This is a genomic window from Faecalibacillus sp. (genome assembly GCF_047023275.1).
In the GTDB taxonomy this organism is placed as follows: domain Bacteria; phylum Bacillota_I; class Bacilli_A; order Erysipelotrichales; family Coprobacillaceae; genus Faecalibacillus.
Genome location: NZ_JBKYAR010000029.1, coordinates 1 through 17,800, shown reverse-complemented (window position 1 = coordinate 17,800; position 17,800 = coordinate 1). Strand labels below are relative to the sequence as shown.

The following is a 17,800-nucleotide window of genomic DNA, read 5'->3' as shown; positions in this document are numbered from 1 at the left end:
ATTTTGTTTAAAAATAAGACAAATTATATATAATAAGGAACAGGGAGAAAATGAAAAATGAGAAAAATTGGATTTAGTAACGAAAAATATATTGAATTACAATCAAAACATATTAAAGAACGTATCAAACAATTTGATAATAAGCTTTACTTAGAATTTGGTGGTAAATTATTTGATGACCACCATGCATCTCGTGTTTTACCAGGATTTGAACCTGATAGTAAATTAAAAATGTTATTAGAACTTAAACAAGATGCAGAAATTATTATTGTCATTAATGCCAATGACATTGAAAACAATAAAATGCGTGGAGACTTAGGAATCACTTATGATCTAGAAGTTTTAAGACTGATTGACGCTTTCCAAAATATTGGTCTCTATGTTGGAAGTGTTACAATTACACGTTTTGAAAATCAAGTACATGCTATTGCTTTTCAAAAGAAATTAGAAAACTTAGGAATCAAAGTCTTTAGACACTATCCAATTGCTGGATATCCAAATGACATTGAAAAAATCGTATCAGAAGAAGGATTCGGTATCAATGATTACATTGAAACAACAAAACCACTTGTTGTCGTAACAGCACCTGGTCCAGGAAGTGGAAAAATGGCGACTTGTTTATCACAACTTTATCATGAATATACTCATGGTATTAAAGCAGGATATGCGAAGTTTGAAACATTCCCTATTTGGAATATTCCTTTAAAACATCCAGTCAATTTAGCTTATGAAGCAGCAACTGCAGATTTAAATGACGTCAATATGATTGACCCATTCCATTTAGAAGCTTATAACGAAACAACTGTCAACTATAATAGAGATGTTGAAATCTTTCCGGTTTTAGAATCAACATTCAAAAAAATCATGTCAACTTGTCCTTATAAATCACCTACTGATATGGGTGTCAATATGGCTGGAAATGCAATTGTTGATGATGAAGCATGTAAAGAAGCAAGTAAACAAGAAATTATTCGTCGTTATTATCAAACAAAACTTGATTTTAAACGTGGTCTTGTTGATAAATCAGCTATTTCTAAAATCGAAGCCATCATGCTTTCTTTAGATTTAAAAGCTACAGATCGTAAATGTGTCAATCCTGCATTAGAAATCGAAGAACAAACCAATGAACCAGGATTTGCGATTGAACTTAATGATGGACATATTATTACTGGTAAAACAACATCTTTACTTGGAAGTGCTTCAGCCTGTTTATTAAACGCTTTGAAATATCTTGCCAATATTGATGATGATATTTTACTTATTGAACCTGAAGTTATTGAACCTGTATCTAAACTAAAAAAAGGAATCTTAAAGAATAAGAATCCTCGTTTACATACAGATGAAGTTTTACTTTCATTATCTATTTCTGCAAATAATAATGAAAACGCTAAAAAAGCTTTATCTTGTATTGAACAATTACAATACTGTGAAGCACATTCATCTGTTATCTTATCTGAAACTGATATTGACACTTTAAAACGTCTAGGTATTCGTTTAACTTCAGAAGATAAATTCCAATTTAATCGTATATATCAAAAATAAGCCATTTTGGCTTATTTTTTTAATGTTTTAAACAATAATGTAAATAGTTCTTTATTTCTTGTCTTCTTGCTTCTATTTTCAAATAAATATTCTTTTCTAAATATTCAATTTCTTTCTTAATTAACCATCTGACACATGTGCATAGTATGGTTCGGATAAATTGAGTACAGTAATAATTGCTTTTTTAGGACATGGATGTGATTTCAAAACATATTTCTGTATTTTGTTCATGAAGTTCTTTCCAGTATATCTATGGTTGAAACGCCATTCTTGTTCATTCAAAAACAAAGGTAAGTCACGTTTAGTTACTCCATGATATATACCAGTAATATTATTCTTTATATCACCAATTAATACATTAAGCCAATACAATCTATGATTTTCTTCATCATAGAGTATTTTTTCTGATTTTAATGTTATTTTATCAGTTAATCCTAAAAAAGTTGTTTTTCCATCAGTGTTTAGTATTCTTTCTTTTGAAAGTATTGCTTTTTTTGAGATGAATCTAACAATATTATTTGTACTATCTACAGCTACTGGCATTAATTTTAAAAATTTTGGATATTTATTTTCTTTATCTGTTGATAACATTACTAAAAAGGGTTGCTGTTCAGTAGCAACTCCTTGTTTGTGTTCTTCTTTACTTTTTGAGCCTATATAAGCAACGTCTGCTTCATAAAAAAAGCTGTCCAGAATTTTTTCACTGTTACTTTGGGACATAAGAATCCTACATTTTCTACAAAGTAATAGCGCTGTTTTATAATTTATTTCTAATTCATTAGCTAATTCAATCGCAGACAAACCTTTATTTGCCGTAAAAAAGAGATACATTCCTAAAATCAATTTATAAAGATCTAGCTTATTATCTTGAAATATAGTATTAGAAAGTAAGTAATGTTGATGACCACATTCTTTACATTGAAAGACATCACCTCTTTTAATGGAATAGTAATGTGTACATCCACATTTTTCACAGTAAAAGCCAACAGGCCATTTCATTTTAAAAAAGAATTTTACACATTCATCATGATTATTTGCATATTTTCTAGTTAAAGTAATTAAAGAATCCTTTTTTGGTTTTTGATTTTTAGCCATAGTATCCACCTCTTTAAGAAAAGTATATAATATTTTAAAGAAGTGATAGATTATACTCCTCGGTTTAAAGTGAGAATAACGGAGTTAAATCAAAAGATGTGTCAGATGGTTAATTAAGATTTCTTTTACATAACAATGTTGATGTAAATATTTAAAATCTTCTCCTTGACTATAAGGAATAGAGAGTTCAAATACTTCATAATCTTTAAAGAGAAGATGTGAGATTTCATCTTCTAATAAATCAAGACCTCTTTTATATTTTGCAGAAATAAAAACATAAGGTGATTGTGGTTGGATATAAGCATATTTATTTAAATCAATTTTATTATAAACATAGATTATTGGTGTATTTTCAACACCTAATGATTTTAAAACTTCATTGGTTGTTTCTACTTGCATTTGATAGTCTTCAAAACTCGTATCGACAACATGTAATAAAAGATCTGCTTCTTTAACTTCTTCTAAAGTGGAGCGAAAAGCTTGAATTAAATGATGTGGTAATCTTTCAATAAAACCAACCGTATCCGTAAGCAAACAATCATGATTTTTCATTTTAATATGTCTTGTGGATGTTTCTAGAGTCGCAAATAACATATCTTTTTCAAAGACTTTCTTTTGTTTATCCTGGCATAAAGTATTCAATAAGGTCGATTTGCCACTATTAGTATAGCCTACTAAAGCAATAACAGGAACTTGATTATTCTTTCTTCTTTGTCTTTGTACTTGTCTTTGTTTGACGATTTCAGCAAGTTCTTTTCGAGAACGGGCAAGCTTTCTTGCAATGATTCTTCGATCAAGTTCAATTTGTTTTTCACCTGAACCCCTAAAACCAGAACCTCCTTGTTGATGAGACATATGTTCTTGCATTCCCACAAGACGTGGTAATAAATACTGATCACGAGCAATTTCTACTTGCAATTTAGCTTCTTTTGTTTTAGCACGCTCATCAAAAATACGTAAAATCAAATCTGTTCGATCTGTAACTTCTGTTTCAAGTAAATCCGTTATGTTTTTAACCTGTAATGGTGTCAATTCATCATCAAAGATAACCATTTCATCTTGAAGTTTTAATTTAATTTCTTCAATTTTACCTTTACCAATATACGTTGCTGGATTTATTTTTTCTAATTTTTGAATCACCACATCTACCACTTCAATATGACACGCCTCACATAAAGATTTTAATTCTTCTTCAAAAAAAGGATTTGTTGATGTTAATACTAAAATTGCTTTCATTCTTTCACCTCTTTAAGTATTCTACCAATTAGGAGACACTATGAAAAGATATAATGACTATTTTACTTTACTCTTTGTCACATTTTTAACACTTTTTTCTTTTTTTCATATGTCAACAATTGTTGATGTCAGCCATGATGTCATTACCATTGTCTTTAAAAATCTTCTACCCTCTTTACTTCCGTTTATGATTCTTGTTTCACTTTGTTTAAATCTAGGTATTTTAGATATCCTTGCTTATTTTTTACAAATTCCTTTTTATAATTTATTTTCATTGACCCCAATGATGTCCTCTCTTTATTTTGTTTCCTTTTTTTGTGGCTATCCAACCAATGTAAAAATCATTAAAGAAGCTTATGAATTAAATTATATTGACCTTGATGAACTTCAACATCTTTTATCCATTGCTTCTTTTAGTTCCATCTCTTTTATTTTTGTTTCCTTAAACACACCCTATTCTCTTTTGATTTTTATTTGTCACCTTCTACCAAGTCTCATACTTGCCTTATTTTATCACCATCCTCAAAAAAAACTTACCTTTAAACAAGTACGACAAACTTTAAAACAACCACATCTTTCTTTTGTCAAAGCCTTTAAAAAAAGTGTTCTTTCCAGTGTCTATGCTTTCCTCTTTATTTTAGGATATATGTTGATTTTCCAATTTTTTGTTTCTTTTTTACAAGATGTTTTTCCTCAATTTTCTTTTGATTATCTTAAAGGAATTTTAGAATTTAGTAGTGGCTCTTTAAAAATCATTCATCAGTCCAAAAAAATGCTTCCTTTTGTATGTTTCTTTCTCTCTTTTAGTGGTTTTTCCGTCATGATGCAAGCTGATAATCTTTTAGAAGCTATTCCCTATTCTTTTAAAAAATATTTTCTTTCTCGTCTCTATCATGGAATTCTTTCTTTTATTCTTTGTTTACTATTTCTTCAATTTGGATTGATTTGACAGATGTATGGTATTTATTTATAATAATAGTAACCATTACTATTAGGAGACACTTATGAAAGAAATTAAGATTAGATACACTAAACAAAGAGAACTCATTTTCAACAATTTAAAACATAGATATGATCACCCTACTGCAGAAATGATTTATCAGGACTTAAAAGTAGATTATCCCCATTTAAGCTTAGGAACAGTATATCGTAATTTAAATCAACTTGTTGAAACAAAACAAATCAAGAAACTCGATTTAGGAGATACCATGGTTCACTATGATGGCAATATTCAACCACATATGCACTTTATGTGTAACTGTTGCCAAACAATCTATGATCTTGATAATAATGATGAGAAAATTATTAAACAATTTGAAAAAGCATACAAGCATCATATTGATGTTATTGATATCAATATGTCAGGTATCTGTGAAAAATGTTTAGAAAAAAAGGCAGCTTAATTGCCAATGTCATTAAGTTAAGGTGGCATTGTACAAAAGACAGTTCTATTTATGTTAAGTTAAGGACAGACATATTTCTATGTTCTGTTCTTTTTGTTTTATCCTAAATAATTTGGTTTATTATCTTATTTTTGACGCACTTTAAAAGAACCAGTGTCTAGGCTCAAAAAAATTTGTGATATCTAGAAAAAATTATGTTAGAATAACTCTGTCAACTTGTTCTATTATTTAACGCTCTTGGTGATTGTCGTTTTATAGAACGTTGAACGTTTCTATCTGGCCTTGATGGGGTCAGATATTTTTTTATGTTTCTGATCAGGATGGATTCTTTTATTTGATTACGAAAATAGTTTCTTATGTTGGTCAATGCTGATCTTACATTGATGTTGTATATGTACTTTGTCTTTTTAATCTCCATCTTCTTTTTTATATTTTGAATGATCAAATTTGCATAGTTATAAAATAAAATTGATGCGTATATTTCCTGCTGTATATGCTGCCTTTTTTTACAATGGAAATAAAGCATGCCAACTGCGTATTTGAGATAATAGAATGCCGTTTCTTCATTCCATCTAAGATGGTAAAGATCTTTGAAATCACTTAATTTGAATTCATTTTCATCAAGATTGGTAACCAATGTTTCATATTTATCACCAGCTATTTTAAATCTTATGATTCTAAAACTAAGATCATAGAAACGATTACAGGCATCGAGATAATCAAAAACAGAAGTTGAAGGAACAAATACAAATTGATTGTTTTCATTTTTCTTGACTTCATTTGTTTGTACATTTGTAAGCGTACGAGTAACAGTAATATCAAATATTTCATCGGGTAGGGATAGAGATGTCAAAATTCCTTTTTTCGTATCGATATCCTTAACTCTGAATACAAATTTTTGATTACTTTCAATACAATGAGCCATGAGATTGTAACTTTCATAGTTTCTATCAGCTGTAATAATTGAATTTTCAGGATAATTACGGTGATTGATAAAATCAATCAGTGCGCTTACTTCACTTTTTTTGGTTGGCAGATCAATTCTTGATTCCCAAAATACATGATTGATACAGTCATACAAGGCATTCAGATGATATTGACAAACAATAGAATCCTGACCATAAGAGATTTGAGTATCATCCTGTAAAAAGGGCAGATTGATATCGGAACCATCCTGTGCAAGAATATAGTAACCATTCAATGTGGACAGATTATCAATGGAAGAAAGAAATCTTCTGTTGATAGATTTAAAAATTTCAGGGTACAACAGGTCACGGCGTTGTGAAACAGCAGATACTGATGGGATATCAGTATCTGAAGAAGTAAAATAATCAGAAACTTCACTTGGCAAAGAGTGAGCCTGCAAACCTAAAATAAATTTAATAAGTGTCTTGGGAGTAAGAATACGGCTTCTGGTAAAATTAGAAACCGGATCAACACAAAAACATCCAATAGACTCTACAGTAGAATCGATAACATCATCCAAGCGACGAGAAATCCACTTTGGGGAATAGTAGGCAATTTTAGTATTTTTATTTGACATAGATAATATCCTCCTTTGAAAAATACACCTACTAAAAAGGGCTTATAATGAATATAAAGAATATTCATTATAAGCCGCACAAAATCAAAGTCATGTCAATAGATAAAAAAAAGAACCCCCATATTTTATAAAATATAGAAATTCTCTTAAAAAAGTCTTAACTTAATGACATTGGCTTAATTGCTGTCTTTTAATTCACTTTAGATGGATTATAAACACTTGGTCTTTTTAAAGTTTTAACTAGTATATCACTTTGTTGCTTATTTAAATCTATCGCGTCAATATGATAATAATATTGACTTGCTGCTTGAATCCCATAATTTCCTTCACCTAAATAAGTAATATTTAAATACATCTCTAATATTTCATCTTTACTATACATTTTTTCTAAATCCCTAGCGATAAAGACCTCCGCAAATTTACGGGAAAGATCTTTTTCAAAAGAAAGACATAGATTTTTTGAGAGCTGTTGAGTAATGGTCGATCCACCCTCTTTAAAAGAAAAGGTTGTAAGGTTTGTCAACATCGCACGTGCTAAACCATAATAATCTACAGGACCATGTTGATAAAAACGTCGATCTTCGCTTTCTAATACTGCTTCTTTATATATCGGTGAAATTTGATCAAGAGTTACATAATCTTCTTTACTCTTTAGTTGATTGACTCTTTCAGATAAAGATTGTTCTTGGATTTTATCTTGGTAAATTTGATAGCCTAAATAACCATAGTACCCACAAAAACCAGTAATAATAACTAATAATATTATAATCATTTTAAAAAGTAGTTTTTTCATAGAATACTCCTTATGTTATAATCACGTAGAGGTGAATTTATGTCTTTTATTTATAAAATATTTCTTTTATATCCTTATTGGTTTATTAAAACACTTATTCATTGGATTTTTCAATTTTATAAAAATATTTTTTGTTTACATATCAATGAAAATAAAATTGATCAACTTTCTGGCTTTGAATTTGAGTTACTGATTCAAAAATTGCTTATTAAAAGCGGTTACCATAATGTTAAAATCACTCAAACAAGTGGTGATTATGGCATTGATATTTTAGCAAAAAAGAAACATGTTTTTTATGGATTTCAATGTAAAAGATATCAAAAAAATATTGGTGTTAGTGCAATTCAACAAGCATATGGTGGTATTTCTTACTATCATTTAGACCGAGCAATTGTTATTACCAATTCTTATTTTACAGAAGCAGCCTATCAATTAGCTGCTGTCAATGATATTTTATTAATTGATCGTCAAAGACTTTTAAAAATGCTTAAAAAAGCTAAACTTTTTTCCAGTCAAATACCTTTTTATTGTTATGTTGTCGATATCTTCATTATTAGCCTTTTTTATTATATATACTTACAATTGCATGATCTTATTTATTTGAGTATCAGTCTTTTTCATCTTCTTTTACTTATTTATATGTTTTCTAAAACATTACGTTATAAAAAATATAATCAAATTAAAGAGTATACGATTCATGATTATCAATAGCTAAAATCTTTTTTTGATAATGTTGATAAATTTTATAACAAATAAATGCACTGAGTAAAACAATAAAAACAATCAACATAAAACAATGCATAAAAAAGTTTTCAGGCAAAATATTAATAATTGGATCTAAACGAGGATTAAAAAGCCAATAATCATTACTAAACACCAATTGATGAAACGTCACAAATAAACGATCAAAATCAATAAAAGCAAAGAAACCTAAAATCAAAGGAATGACAATAGTTAGTATTGCAGTTAATTTAAAAAAGCGATACTCTTTTTGTTTAATTTGTCTATAAACCAAACAAGAAGTTGTACAAAAAGTAAGCAAACATACTATTTGGATCATTTCAAAAATACGTTTCACTTCTTCAAAATGAATACGTCCACCTTTTGACATGATAAAATCTTTAAAAACAAGTTTTCCTTGATAAAAAATGGATTGATAATGTATTAAGATTTGATAATTTTCTTTAATTTGTTGGTACGTATAATGTGTATTTTCAACAAGATTTAAATGGTGAATATCAAAATAATACAGTGGTTTAAAAAAGACAACAAAAACAACAGAAAAAGAAATGATAAATAGCATGAAAGATATACTTGTCAGTATATCTTTTTTACTATAACTCATATAAAAATTCTTCACCTTTTTGAACTTCTACTTTAGAAAGGTTTGGATAATCTTGTTGTCTTAAAACTTCATAAATCGTAAGTGCTGCACAGTTAGATAAATTAAGACTTCTTACTTTATCTGACATTGGAATACGTACACAACGATCTAAATTTTCTTTTAAAATTTCTTTAGGAATTCCATCATGTTCATGTCCAAAGAATAAATAATGTTCTTTAGAACTATCACTATAATCTTGATCCGTATAACAAAGTTTTGAATAACGTGTAAAGAAATGATATTCTCCTGGGTTTTTAGCTTTGAATTCTTCATAAGATTCATAAACATGTAAATCTAGATCTTTAATATAATCAAGTCCTGCTCTTTTCATTTTTTTATCATCTAATTCAAATGACATTGGTTTAATAATATGTAGTGCTGTATTGGTTGCAACACATGTTCTCATGATATTTCCAGTATTTTGAGGAATTGCTGGATGTACTAATACAATATGATTCATTTTTTTCTCCTTCTATAATTCTTTTAAAATAGTATATAATTTTTTGAGTGCTTTAGCTCGATGTGAGTATTTATTTTTTTCTTCTAAAGTCATCTCAGCACTTGTTTTTTGACAAGGTGGGAAATAGAAAATTGGATCATAGCCAAAACCATTGACCCCGGCAATATGATCATTAATTTCACCTTCAAATGTTTCTTGAATCAAGATAGGTTCTTGATCTGGAATACATAAAGCTAGAGCACACACAAAGCGGCATGTTCTTTCTTTACCTTCAATTGCATCAATGATTGCTTGATTGATAATTGGATAAGGGGTATCTTTTCCTAAAAAGCGAGCAGAATAGATTCCTGGAAGCTTTCCAAAAGCATCGATTTCAATGCCACTATCATCTGCTAAAACAATTTTATGTAAATCATCAGCAACATATTTTGCTTTAATCAAAGCATTTTCTTTAAATGTTTTTCCATCTTCAACAATATCTGGAACATCATCATAAACATCTTTTAAAGATTTGACTTCAATATTTAAATCCTTTAACATTGCTTGAATTTCTTTGACTTTTCCTTGATTGGTTGTTGCCACTATGAGTTCTTTCATATTTTCATCTCACTTTCTTTGTATGTATTTTAGCATTTTTTGTATCATAGTTCACTTATTTTCTTTATAATATAACTAGGAGGTTTACTATGATTAAAAGATTAATTGTAAACGCAGATGATTATGGTTTATCTGAAGGTGTTTGTTTAGGTATTTTAAAAGCGCATAGAGATGGTATTTTAACTTCAACTACTTGTATGATGAATATGGAAAACATTGAAAAATATTTAGAAATGACAAAAGACTATCCAAATTTAGGCTTAGGTGTTCATTTGAATATTACAGTAGGAAAACCTTTAACAAATGTAAGTTTTGTTGATGAAAAAGGAAATTTTAAATCAAGAGATACTTATACAAATAGAGAAGCTATCGTATCTCAAGAAGAACTTTATCAAGAATGGAAAGCTCAAATTGAAAAATTTATTAAAATCATGGGACATAAACCAACCCATCTAGATTCTCATCATCATGTTCATTTACTTAATAGTAATATTGATGTTGCATTAAAGTTAGCTCATGAATATGATTTACCTATTCGTCAAGAAACATACTTACAAAAAGATTTTGAACCTGTTTATTTTGAAGAACTTTTCTATAACCAAGATGCTACATTTGAAATGATTGATACGATTTTACATAAAGATGTTGAAAATTATGAATTGATGTGTCATCCTGCGATGATTGATTGGAAACTTTATCAAATATCTTCTTATAATTTAAGACGCGCTCATGAATTAGATATTATATGTAGCCAAAAAGCAAAAGAAATGACAAAAAATATTGAACTCATTAATTATCAAGACATTAAAAAAATCTAGCAATTAGCTAGATTTTTTAGGTCTAATCATTAAATAAATTGGTAATCCAAGTAAAATACTTCCACCTATAATATTTCCTAAAGTTGAAAGTAACATATGTAACCACACACCGCTCCAAGAAATTCCTGTACCAAGAGCTGTAAATGTCATTGAAAATGTTCCCATATTGGCAATACTATGTTCAAATCCTGGTAAAACAAAAGTCATAACAATAATCATCATAATAAATGTTTTAGCCGTTTCTTCCTTAAGCTTCATTCCTACAAATGCTGCTGCACAAACAATAAAATTACATAAGATTCCTTTAATAAAAAGTTCTAAATAATCAAAATTTAACTTATTAGAAACTACATTTGCAAGATATTGATTCATTGCTTCATGATTAACACCACTTTTAATAAATAAAAAACAAATCAAAGCAATACCAACAAAGTTACCTACATAACAAATCCCCCACATCGGTAAAATATCTAAAAATCTAAGTTTTTTATGATAAACTGGAAACATTGTGGTAAAACAATTTCCTGTAAATAACTCTGAACCAAGTAAAACAATAATAACGAGTCCTATTCCAAATGCTCCCGCAAATGCAATTTTAGATGCAATCACATGATGCTCAATTAATAAAACTGCTAAAGTATAAGATAAAATCGTTGCAAGCCCTAAATAAAGCCCTGCCACAATACTTCTCATAAAAAAACGAAACGGATCATTTTTTGACATTTCATACTTTGTCATCGCCGCTTTTTCTAATAATTCATAATCCATAAAATTTCCTCCGTTTCTAACAATAACATATCTCGCCAACAAATGAAATCCCTTTCATTGCTTTTATTTTTTTATTTTTCATGTTATTTTATCAGTGAGGTGATTTTATATGTTAAACCATTTAATTCAAGAATTGATTACAAAAGCCATTGAAAAACAAGCTGAAAAAATAATTACTAAAAAAACATCAAAACAAATACAAAAAGATGCAAATACTTTTAATAAACCTCATTTTCTTGTATCTGGTTATTATCAAGCTTATGCATTTTTACTTGTACTTCCTATTTTAATTATTGTTTTATTATTATGTATGTACATCCAATTGATGGTAAATCACTTAGATATGGTAATTATTTGTTTAATAATTTTATTTTTTCTAATTTTTATAACTTATAAAAGAACTCAAAAAATGTATATTCTTGCTTATTGGCAATCAGGATTAATTTTTTATAATCGTAAAGGTCAACAGCTTGTACAAATTCCTACAGCTTATGTAAAAAAAGCAGTTGTTAAAGTTAATAAAATCATAATCCCTTATCATCAAGAAACTTGGATTATCGAAAAGAATAAAAACGATAATTTAAAAGAAATTGAACAAATGTTGATCTATTTTAAAGAAAGCGACTCATTTTGAGCCGCTTTTAAAAAATAAATCTTGTGCATTTTTATATGAAATCATTTCTTTATATGGTTTTAAATCATCTTCTTCTAACATCTTAAGAAGTTGATTTAAATTCGTTTCAATTTGTTTTGAAGGTGTAAAAGGAAAATCACTTCCATACATAATATGATCAGGTGTCGTAATGGTAAGTAACCATTTTAAAAGAAAGGGTGTAGGATTTCCCGCAATATCAAAATAAAACCTTTTAAAACTTTCTTCAACATTTACTTCTTTCATCATTTTTTGAGGTATTAAAATTTTTGACATTCCAATAAAGCGTTCATAAATATTAGGTAAAAAAGAACCACAATGCGGGATGATCCATGTAATATTTGGAAAACGTAAAATAACATCATTCCCTATTAAATTTAAAACTGCTCTCGTCGTATCTACGATAAATTCAAATAAAGGAACAGGACCTGCTGAAAATACTTCTTCGCTTAAAGAAGCAGGTCGATGAGGATGAATATTACAAATAGCATGTCGCTTATTTAATTCTTCCATTAAAGGTTCTAATTTTGGATCACCTAAATAAAGTCCTCGACTATTACTTGGAAAATTAATACCATCTGCTTCTAAAACATCCAAAGCATAAATAGCCTCTTGCATAGCTGCTTCGACATCAGGTAATGGTAAACAAGCTTGAAAGCCAAAATGTTTGGAATCATCTTTTTTTAGTTGTGCCATTTGTTCATTAAGATGTCGACACATCTTTATAGAATTTTCTACGTCATTTTTAAAATAAGGATGTGGTGAAGATACAGAAAGTAATGACCATTCAATAGAACATTTATTCATTAAATCTAGATGTTTTTTATAATCATACTTTGGCAAGGGAAATCCATCTTCTAATAAAGCATTTTGTTTTTCTAAAAATTTTAAATATTCAGGTGTTAAAAAATGTGAGTGGATATCAATTATTTGTTTTATCATTATATAGTCTCCTTTCAAATTGATACAATAATAATTTTTTCACCTCACATTATTTTGGAAATAAACAAATTGTTTATTGAATCTATTATAACAACTTCTTTTTAAATCTCAATTATTTATTTAAATGCTTTTCTAATAACACTAAATTTATATTTGGTATCCCATTAAATACTGTTGGGACAATTCCAATTTCTTGATAGCCTAGTTTTTTATACAAAGAACGAGCAATTTGATTTCTTTCATTCGTATCCATTCTCAATTCGTCCCATCCCATTTTTCTTGCATAATCTTCATAAAACTTGACAAATATTTTACCATAACCTTTTCCTGAAATATCAGGTGAAATCACTAATGTATGCAAAACACATACATGTTTATCTTGAACTTGATAATGCCACTTACCCTTTTTATAAACATCGACTTGTTGTTGATTGATAATTGCTGAAGCAATGACTTTACCCTTTTTTTCCAAAACAAACATATCTTTTCTTTTGATAGCCTCTCTGGCCGTTTGATTGGTTGGATAGATATTTCTTATCCAACCAATTGTTTGTTTTCCTTTTTCTTCCAAATCATGAATTTTTTCATAAATAGTTGAAATAGCTTCTAAATCTGTTTCATTTGCTTTTCTAACAATATAATCTTTCATCTTTATTAATTTTCTTTCATAAATTTTTCTTTATTTTCTTCTAAATATTTAAACAAAATGCATAACATTCTTTTTCACTTTCATCATGACAAGTATCATCTTTTTGATTAAGTTGTTTCATAATTTCATCATTGCTATACATTTCTATTTTCTTTAGTTTTCATATTCATCTTGTTGTCTAATCTCATCTAATAAAATACGATCTTTTGATCTTTTAAACTTCCAATATTCCACAAAAACACCATCATAACTTTCAATCACTTGATTTTGATCATCAATTGTAAGATCATCCATCATTCCTTCAATATAGACCCAAAAATAATCTTCATCATCATTTTCACTATCATAAACATTAACAACATGTTGTTTTATTAACTTAATATTAGTAAGTTCATTTCTCTTTCCTTGAAACTCATACCAATTTATTTTTGTTTGCCAAGCTTCAAACAATTGAGGCGTTAAATAATCTTTTAATATTTCTAAATTTTTATTAGACCATGCATCTTGTATAATAAAATAATTACGTTTAACTTCTTTTTTGATTCTTTCTTCATTCCAAAAATCATCTTCATCATCTAAAACATCCAATTGTTTTTTGGTTCTTTGATGAAATAAGATTGCTTTACGTCTTCTTTGATATGCGTTTAATCCATACATTCCACCAAAAACAATTCCTGTATAAACTATTGATTCAAAAGGATTTGAACGTCTTCTTCCATAATAGTGACTACTATGTGAACTAGATCCTCCACCACCTGAAGAACCTCCGCCTCCTGAGCTACCTCCTCCAGCTCTAGCATAACAACTTCCTGTAAATAAAATCATCATAATTAAAAAAATTGAAAGAACCGCTAATAATTTTTTCATAAATATTCCCCCGTTTTATTTATTATATCATGTCTTGACTTCTTCAAAAAGAAGTATAAAATATAGTTTGAATTCAAACTATATAGGAGGTATTTATGTTAGAAGATCAATTTCATTTTCAATTACTTAAATGTTTTAATCATCAAAAAAGATGGATCAATCAAAGAACGATTCAAATTGATGTTTTACCTGGACAAAGTAAAATTTTACAATGTTTAGATGAATATGGACCTCTTACTCCTAAAGAAATAGGAAAATTATGCATTGTTGATAAATCAACAACCACTTCTTTATTAAATAAAATGGAAAAGATGCATTATATTGAAAAGAAAAATCAAAATCATGATAAACGTTCTATTCAAATTCATTTAACAACTTTAGGAAAAGAAAAAACTCAACTTGTCAAACAAATTTGTCAAGAAAGTAATCAAGTTCTTTTACAAAGTCTTTCAAAGATAGAACAAAAAGAAATAATTGATATCTTAAAAAAAATAAATGATTCTTTAGAAAAGGAGGATGTACATGGAAACACAAAATAACTTTGCGGTAGGAAGTATTCCTAAACATATTATGTCGATTGCTGGACCAATGATTATTGCTCAATTAATTAATGTCTTATACAACGTCATTGATCGTATCTATATTGGACGTATTCCTCATGTTGCTACACTTGCTATGGGTGGACTTGGTATTTGTTTACCAATCATTTCCATTGTCATGGCTTTCGCAAATCTCTTTGGAATGGGTGGTTCTCCACTTTGTTCGATTGCAAGAGGTCAAGGTAAAAATGATGACGCTGAAGAAATCATGGGGAATTCTTTTGCGTTGCTTGTCATTTTTGGAATTATTTTAACAGTTATCGGTTTTATTTTTAAAGAAGATATTTTATGGGCTTTTGGAGCTAGTAAACATACAATTAGCTATGCTTTAGATTATTTATCAATATATTTAATTGGAACGATTTTTGTTTTAGTCAGTCTAGGAATGAATAGTTTTATTAATAGTCAAGGATTTGCGAAAGTAGGGATGATGACTGTTCTTATTGGCGCTGTTTTAAATATTGTATTAGATCCTTTATTTATCTTTGTTTTACATATGAATGTAAAAGGTGCAGCTATTGCTACAATTATTTCTCAAGGTGTCTCTGCTTTATGGACTTTACAATTTTTAACAGGTAAAAAAACTATTTTAAAACTTAAAAAGAAATATTTTAAACTTAATTTTTATTACGTTAAACGTATTTTTTCACTAGGAACTGCTGGTTTTATGATGGGTATTACAAATTCGATTGTAACTATTGTTTGTAATTCTACGTTACAAGCTTATGGTGGAGATCTTTATATCGCCATCATGACTATTATTAACTCCATTCGTGAAATTGCTCAACTTCCTGGACAAGGAATGGCTAATGCTTGTCAACCAGTTTTAGGATACAATTATGGGGCTAAAGAATATAAACGTGTCTTATCAGGCATTAAATTTGTTACTATTGTTTCTTTTATAATGATGTTTGTTATCTGGCTAGCAATTACCCTATTCCCTGAATTTTTCATTCAAATCTTTACGCATAATCAAAAAATAATAACACATGGTGTAACTTCTTTACATCTTTATTTCTTTGGATTCTTTATGATGACTTTCCAAATGGTCGGTCAATCCGCTGCTGTTGGTTTAGGTAAATCTAAACAAGCTATCTTCTTTTCTATCTTTAGAAAAGTCATCATTGTTGCTCCTTTAACTGTTATTTTACCAAAATTTATTGGAATCAATGGCGTCTTTATTGCTGAAGCCATTAGTAACTTTATTGGTGGTGGCGCTTGTTATATTACAATGTGGTTGACGATTGGTAGAAAACTTCAACAAAAATGTAAAGAGGCAACACTATGAATACCCCAACCTTAAAAACACAAAGATTGATCTTAAGAAAATTTAATGACAATGATTTAAAAGCTCTTTATGAAATTCTTTCTGATAAAGAAGTCAATCAGTTTCTTCCTTGGTTTCCTTTAAAGAATCTAGATGAAGCCAAAATCTTCTATCAAGAAAGATATGTTCCTATTTATCAAAAAGAACAAGGATATGCTTATGCTATTTGTTTAAAAGAAAACAATCTTCCAATTGGTTATGTCAATGTAGAAATACCTGATGCTAATGAATTGGGCTATGGTCTAAAAAAAGAATATTGGCATCAAGGCATTGTCAGTGAAGCAGCTGAAGCTGTAATAAAACAAGCAAAAAAAGATGGAATTTGTTACATTACAGCTACTCATGATATAAAAAATATTCATAGTGGCAATGTTATGAAAAAAATAGGTATGCATTACTGTTATTCATATAAAGAAGTAGTCATGCCTAAAAATATTCCTGTTATTTTTAGAATGTATCAAATCAACCTTGATGGAAAGAAGCGTATTTATCAAAAGTATTGGAATCAATATGAACATTTTATTGAAGAAGATATTTAAAAGACAAGTCCTTACAAACTTGTCTTTTTTCCTAAATAACGATTAACCTTTTGATAATAATGCAAATAGTCATCTCTAAATTCTTGTTTTAAAAATGGTTCTTCCACATATTTAATTTGAAGATGAAACATGATAATAGCCAAAAATGAAATAACAGCCAAAGCTGTATTAAAAAACATAAAGCCAATTCCTACATAAACAAAATCAAAACCTAAAAAGGCTGGATTACGACTAATTTGGTAAATACCATCTGTAATCAAATCTGTTTTTTCTTCATAACTTACTCCTGCTCGCCAACTTTCTTTCATCGTTAAAACAGAAACGATAAAAATAATATCCCCTAATATTCCTAATACCATTCCTATTATTCTAATGATCAAAGGAAATACTGTAGTATTGAAATAAATACTGATTATTTCTACGATGAATGTCAAAATAGTCGCCGTTTTCATGAGTATTTCTATTTTCTTTTGGATACCATGTTTTCCTTTTCCCATATGATCTGTTTGTATTCCTTGTTTTCTTTGTTGAAACATCTTCATAAAATAACAAAGATAGAAAATAAATAAAATAATCAATCCTAGTA

At 28.5% G+C, this 17,800-nt stretch carries 21 protein-coding genes; 9 read left to right on the top strand and 12 right to left on the bottom strand.

Features of this window, described 5'->3' with window-relative positions; all coding sequences use genetic code 11:
* The first annotated feature begins 57 nt into the window (after nucleotides 1–57).
* The gene (locus ACLVEP_RS10045; protein ID WP_317999430.1) at nucleotides 58–1,542 is read left to right on the top strand and encodes a DUF1846 domain-containing protein; all 1,485 of its coding nucleotides are present in this window, start codon (nucleotides 58–60) and stop codon (nucleotides 1,540–1,542) included.
* Nucleotides 1,543–1,662: 120 nt separating this feature from the next.
* Here the strand turns inward: ACLVEP_RS10045 and ACLVEP_RS10040 are convergent, their stop codons facing one another.
* A complete protein-coding gene (locus tag ACLVEP_RS10040; protein ID WP_257360652.1) occupies nucleotides 1,663–2,637 on the bottom strand; it encodes an IS1595 family transposase in 975 nt (324 codons plus the stop codon).
* 84 nt (nucleotides 2,638–2,721) lie between these two features.
* A complete protein-coding gene (gene hflX, locus ACLVEP_RS10035; protein ID WP_412584588.1) occupies nucleotides 2,722–3,873 on the bottom strand; it encodes a GTPase HflX in 1,152 nt (383 codons plus the stop codon).
* A 40-nt stretch (nucleotides 3,874–3,913) separates the two neighbouring features.
* Between hflX and ACLVEP_RS10030 the strand changes: the two genes are divergently transcribed.
* Both ACLVEP_RS10030 and ACLVEP_RS10025 read left to right on the top strand, forming a co-directional pair.
* Nucleotides 3,914–4,822: a hypothetical protein gene (locus tag ACLVEP_RS10030; protein ID WP_022002876.1), complete on the top strand. Its 909-nt coding sequence runs from the start codon at nucleotides 3,914–3,916 to the stop codon at nucleotides 4,820–4,822.
* Nucleotides 4,823–4,877: 55 nt separating this feature from the next.
* Nucleotides 4,878–5,276, top strand: coding sequence for a Fur family transcriptional regulator (locus ACLVEP_RS10025; protein WP_412584586.1), 399 nt, complete (start codon nucleotides 4,878–4,880; stop codon nucleotides 5,274–5,276).
* A 211-nt stretch (nucleotides 5,277–5,487) separates the two neighbouring features.
* On the opposite strand, the gene ACLVEP_RS10020 is transcribed toward ACLVEP_RS10025, so the two are convergent.
* Together ACLVEP_RS10020 and ACLVEP_RS10015 are read right to left on the bottom strand one after the other, a co-directional pair.
* A complete protein-coding gene (locus ACLVEP_RS10020; protein ID WP_412582691.1) occupies nucleotides 5,488–6,819 on the bottom strand; it encodes an IS4 family transposase in 1,332 nt (443 codons plus the stop codon).
* Between the two features lie 190 nt (nucleotides 6,820–7,009).
* Entirely contained in the window at nucleotides 7,010–7,612 is a 603-nt protein-coding gene (locus ACLVEP_RS10015) for a transglycosylase domain-containing protein (RefSeq protein ID WP_412584585.1), read from the bottom strand.
* A 39-nt stretch (nucleotides 7,613–7,651) separates the two neighbouring features.
* Between ACLVEP_RS10015 and ACLVEP_RS10010 the strand changes: the two genes are divergently transcribed.
* Nucleotides 7,652–8,323, top strand: coding sequence for a restriction endonuclease (locus ACLVEP_RS10010; protein ID WP_412584583.1), 672 nt, complete (start codon nucleotides 7,652–7,654; stop codon nucleotides 8,321–8,323).
* On the opposite strand, the gene ACLVEP_RS10005 is transcribed toward ACLVEP_RS10010, so the two are convergent.
* The 3 genes from ACLVEP_RS10005 to rdgB are packed head-to-tail and all read right to left on the bottom strand — an operon-like array spanning nucleotide 8,292 to nucleotide 10,053.
* Nucleotides 8,292–8,957, bottom strand: a complete 666-nt coding sequence (locus tag ACLVEP_RS10005) for a TIGR01906 family membrane protein (RefSeq protein WP_412584582.1) — start codon at nucleotides 8,955–8,957, stop codon at nucleotides 8,292–8,294. The genes ACLVEP_RS10010 and ACLVEP_RS10005 overlap by 32 nt on opposite strands.
* Nucleotides 8,947–9,456 carry a tRNA (cytidine(34)-2'-O)-methyltransferase gene (locus ACLVEP_RS10000; RefSeq protein ID WP_412584581.1) on the bottom strand — a complete coding sequence of 170 codons (510 nt, stop codon included), beginning with the start codon at nucleotides 9,454–9,456 and terminating at the stop codon, nucleotides 8,947–8,949. Before ACLVEP_RS10000 ends, ACLVEP_RS10005 begins: the two co-directional genes overlap by 11 nt.
* A 12-nt stretch (nucleotides 9,457–9,468) precedes the next feature.
* Nucleotides 9,469–10,053, bottom strand: a complete 585-nt coding sequence (rdgB, locus tag ACLVEP_RS09995) for an RdgB/HAM1 family non-canonical purine NTP pyrophosphatase (RefSeq protein WP_412584579.1) — start codon at nucleotides 10,051–10,053, stop codon at nucleotides 9,469–9,471.
* An 89-nt stretch (nucleotides 10,054–10,142) separates the two neighbouring features.
* Here rdgB and chbG point away from each other — a divergent pair, with 89 nt between their 5' ends.
* The gene (gene chbG, locus ACLVEP_RS09990; RefSeq protein WP_412584578.1) at nucleotides 10,143–10,871 is read left to right on the top strand and encodes a chitin disaccharide deacetylase; all 729 of its coding nucleotides are present in this window, start codon (nucleotides 10,143–10,145) and stop codon (nucleotides 10,869–10,871) included.
* 3 nt (nucleotides 10,872–10,874) lie between these two features.
* Here the strand turns inward: chbG and ACLVEP_RS09985 are convergent, their stop codons facing one another.
* Complete coding sequence (locus ACLVEP_RS09985) at nucleotides 10,875–11,639, bottom strand: formate/nitrite transporter family protein (RefSeq protein WP_412584576.1); 765 nt, start codon at nucleotides 11,637–11,639, stop codon at nucleotides 10,875–10,877.
* A gap of 109 nt (nucleotides 11,640–11,748) precedes the next feature.
* Between ACLVEP_RS09985 and ACLVEP_RS09980 the strand changes: the two genes are divergently transcribed.
* Nucleotides 11,749–12,273 carry a hypothetical protein gene (locus tag ACLVEP_RS09980; RefSeq protein ID WP_412584574.1) on the top strand — a complete coding sequence of 175 codons (525 nt, stop codon included), beginning with the start codon at nucleotides 11,749–11,751 and terminating at the stop codon, nucleotides 12,271–12,273.
* On the opposite strand, the gene ACLVEP_RS09975 is transcribed toward ACLVEP_RS09980, so the two are convergent.
* The 3 genes from ACLVEP_RS09975 to ACLVEP_RS09965 all read right to left on the bottom strand — a co-directional run bounded on the left by ACLVEP_RS09975 (nucleotide 12,265) and on the right by ACLVEP_RS09965 (nucleotide 14,749).
* On the bottom strand, nucleotides 12,265–13,233 hold the full coding sequence (locus tag ACLVEP_RS09975; protein ID WP_412584572.1) for an amidohydrolase family protein: 969 nt from the start codon (nucleotides 13,231–13,233) through the stop codon (nucleotides 12,265–12,267). The genes ACLVEP_RS09980 and ACLVEP_RS09975 overlap by 9 nt on opposite strands.
* Before the next feature lie 112 nt (nucleotides 13,234–13,345).
* Nucleotides 13,346–13,882 carry an N-acetyltransferase family protein gene (locus ACLVEP_RS09970; RefSeq protein WP_412584570.1) on the bottom strand — a complete coding sequence of 179 codons (537 nt, stop codon included), beginning with the start codon at nucleotides 13,880–13,882 and terminating at the stop codon, nucleotides 13,346–13,348.
* A gap of 153 nt (nucleotides 13,883–14,035) precedes the next feature.
* Nucleotides 14,036–14,749: a Tim44 domain-containing protein gene (locus tag ACLVEP_RS09965; RefSeq protein ID WP_412584568.1), complete on the bottom strand. Its 714-nt coding sequence runs from the start codon at nucleotides 14,747–14,749 to the stop codon at nucleotides 14,036–14,038.
* Between the two features lie 95 nt (nucleotides 14,750–14,844).
* Here ACLVEP_RS09965 and ACLVEP_RS09960 point away from each other — a divergent pair, with 95 nt between their 5' ends.
* Genes ACLVEP_RS09960 through ACLVEP_RS09950 form a run of 3 tightly spaced genes read left to right on the top strand, consistent with a single transcriptional unit; the run spans nucleotide 14,845 to nucleotide 17,214 of the window.
* Nucleotides 14,845–15,288 (top strand): MarR family winged helix-turn-helix transcriptional regulator, encoded by a 444-nt coding sequence (locus ACLVEP_RS09960; RefSeq protein ID WP_412584567.1) that lies wholly within the window; start codon nucleotides 14,845–14,847, stop codon nucleotides 15,286–15,288.
* Nucleotides 15,272–16,636 (top strand): MATE family efflux transporter, encoded by a 1,365-nt coding sequence (locus ACLVEP_RS09955; RefSeq protein WP_412584565.1) that lies wholly within the window; start codon nucleotides 15,272–15,274, stop codon nucleotides 16,634–16,636. The genes ACLVEP_RS09960 and ACLVEP_RS09955 overlap by 17 nt, the downstream gene beginning before the upstream one ends.
* Nucleotides 16,633–17,214: a GNAT family N-acetyltransferase gene (locus ACLVEP_RS09950; protein ID WP_412584563.1), complete on the top strand. Its 582-nt coding sequence runs from the start codon at nucleotides 16,633–16,635 to the stop codon at nucleotides 17,212–17,214. Before ACLVEP_RS09955 ends, ACLVEP_RS09950 begins: the two co-directional genes overlap by 4 nt.
* An 11-nt stretch (nucleotides 17,215–17,225) precedes the next feature.
* On the opposite strand, the gene ACLVEP_RS09945 is transcribed toward ACLVEP_RS09950, so the two are convergent.
* A partial coding sequence (locus tag ACLVEP_RS09945) for a methyltransferase family protein (RefSeq protein ID WP_412584562.1) occupies nucleotides 17,226–17,800 on the bottom strand: 575 nt, incomplete at its 5' end.

Coding starts and splice junctions, on each gene's coding strand:
- ACLVEP_RS09965 (WP_412584568.1), bottom strand. CDS start 14,749: ATGAAAAAATTATTAGCGGTTCTTTCAATTTTTTTAATTATGATGATT.
- ACLVEP_RS10015 (WP_412584585.1), bottom strand. CDS start 7,612: ATGAAAAAACTACTTTTTAAAATGATTATAATATTATTAGTTATTATT.
- ACLVEP_RS10010 (WP_412584583.1), top strand. CDS start 7,652: ATGTCTTTTATTTATAAAATATTTCTTTTATATCCTTATTGGTTTATT.
- ACLVEP_RS10000 (WP_412584581.1), bottom strand. CDS start 9,456: ATGAATCATATTGTATTAGTACATCCAGCAATTCCTCAAAATACTGGA.
- chbG (WP_412584578.1), top strand. CDS start 10,143: ATGATTAAAAGATTAATTGTAAACGCAGATGATTATGGTTTATCTGAA.
- ACLVEP_RS10040 (WP_257360652.1), bottom strand. CDS start 2,637: ATGGCTAAAAATCAAAAACCAAAAAAGGATTCTTTAATTACTTTAACT.
- rdgB (WP_412584579.1), bottom strand. CDS start 10,053: ATGAAAGAACTCATAGTGGCAACAACCAATCAAGGAAAAGTCAAAGAA.
- ACLVEP_RS09950 (WP_412584563.1), top strand. CDS start 16,633: ATGAATACCCCAACCTTAAAAACACAAAGATTGATCTTAAGAAAATTT.
- ACLVEP_RS10030 (WP_022002876.1), top strand. CDS start 3,914: ATGAAAAGATATAATGACTATTTTACTTTACTCTTTGTCACATTTTTA.
- ACLVEP_RS09960 (WP_412584567.1), top strand. CDS start 14,845: ATGTTAGAAGATCAATTTCATTTTCAATTACTTAAATGTTTTAATCAT.
- ACLVEP_RS10020 (WP_412582691.1), bottom strand. CDS start 6,819: ATGTCAAATAAAAATACTAAAATTGCCTACTATTCCCCAAAGTGGATT.
- hflX (WP_412584588.1), bottom strand. CDS start 3,873: ATGAAAGCAATTTTAGTATTAACATCAACAAATCCTTTTTTTGAAGAA.
- ACLVEP_RS10025 (WP_412584586.1), top strand. CDS start 4,878: ATGAAAGAAATTAAGATTAGATACACTAAACAAAGAGAACTCATTTTC.
- ACLVEP_RS09985 (WP_412584576.1), bottom strand. CDS start 11,639: ATGGATTATGAATTATTAGAAAAAGCGGCGATGACAAAGTATGAAATG.
- ACLVEP_RS09970 (WP_412584570.1), bottom strand. CDS start 13,882: ATGAAAGATTATATTGTTAGAAAAGCAAATGAAACAGATTTAGAAGCT.
- ACLVEP_RS10045 (WP_317999430.1), top strand. CDS start 58: ATGAGAAAAATTGGATTTAGTAACGAAAAATATATTGAATTACAATCA.
- ACLVEP_RS09975 (WP_412584572.1), bottom strand. CDS start 13,233: ATGATAAAACAAATAATTGATATCCACTCACATTTTTTAACACCTGAA.
- ACLVEP_RS10005 (WP_412584582.1), bottom strand. CDS start 8,957: ATGAGTTATAGTAAAAAAGATATACTGACAAGTATATCTTTCATGCTA.
- ACLVEP_RS09980 (WP_412584574.1), top strand. CDS start 11,749: ATGTTAAACCATTTAATTCAAGAATTGATTACAAAAGCCATTGAAAAA.
- ACLVEP_RS09955 (WP_412584565.1), top strand. CDS start 15,272: ATGGAAACACAAAATAACTTTGCGGTAGGAAGTATTCCTAAACATATT.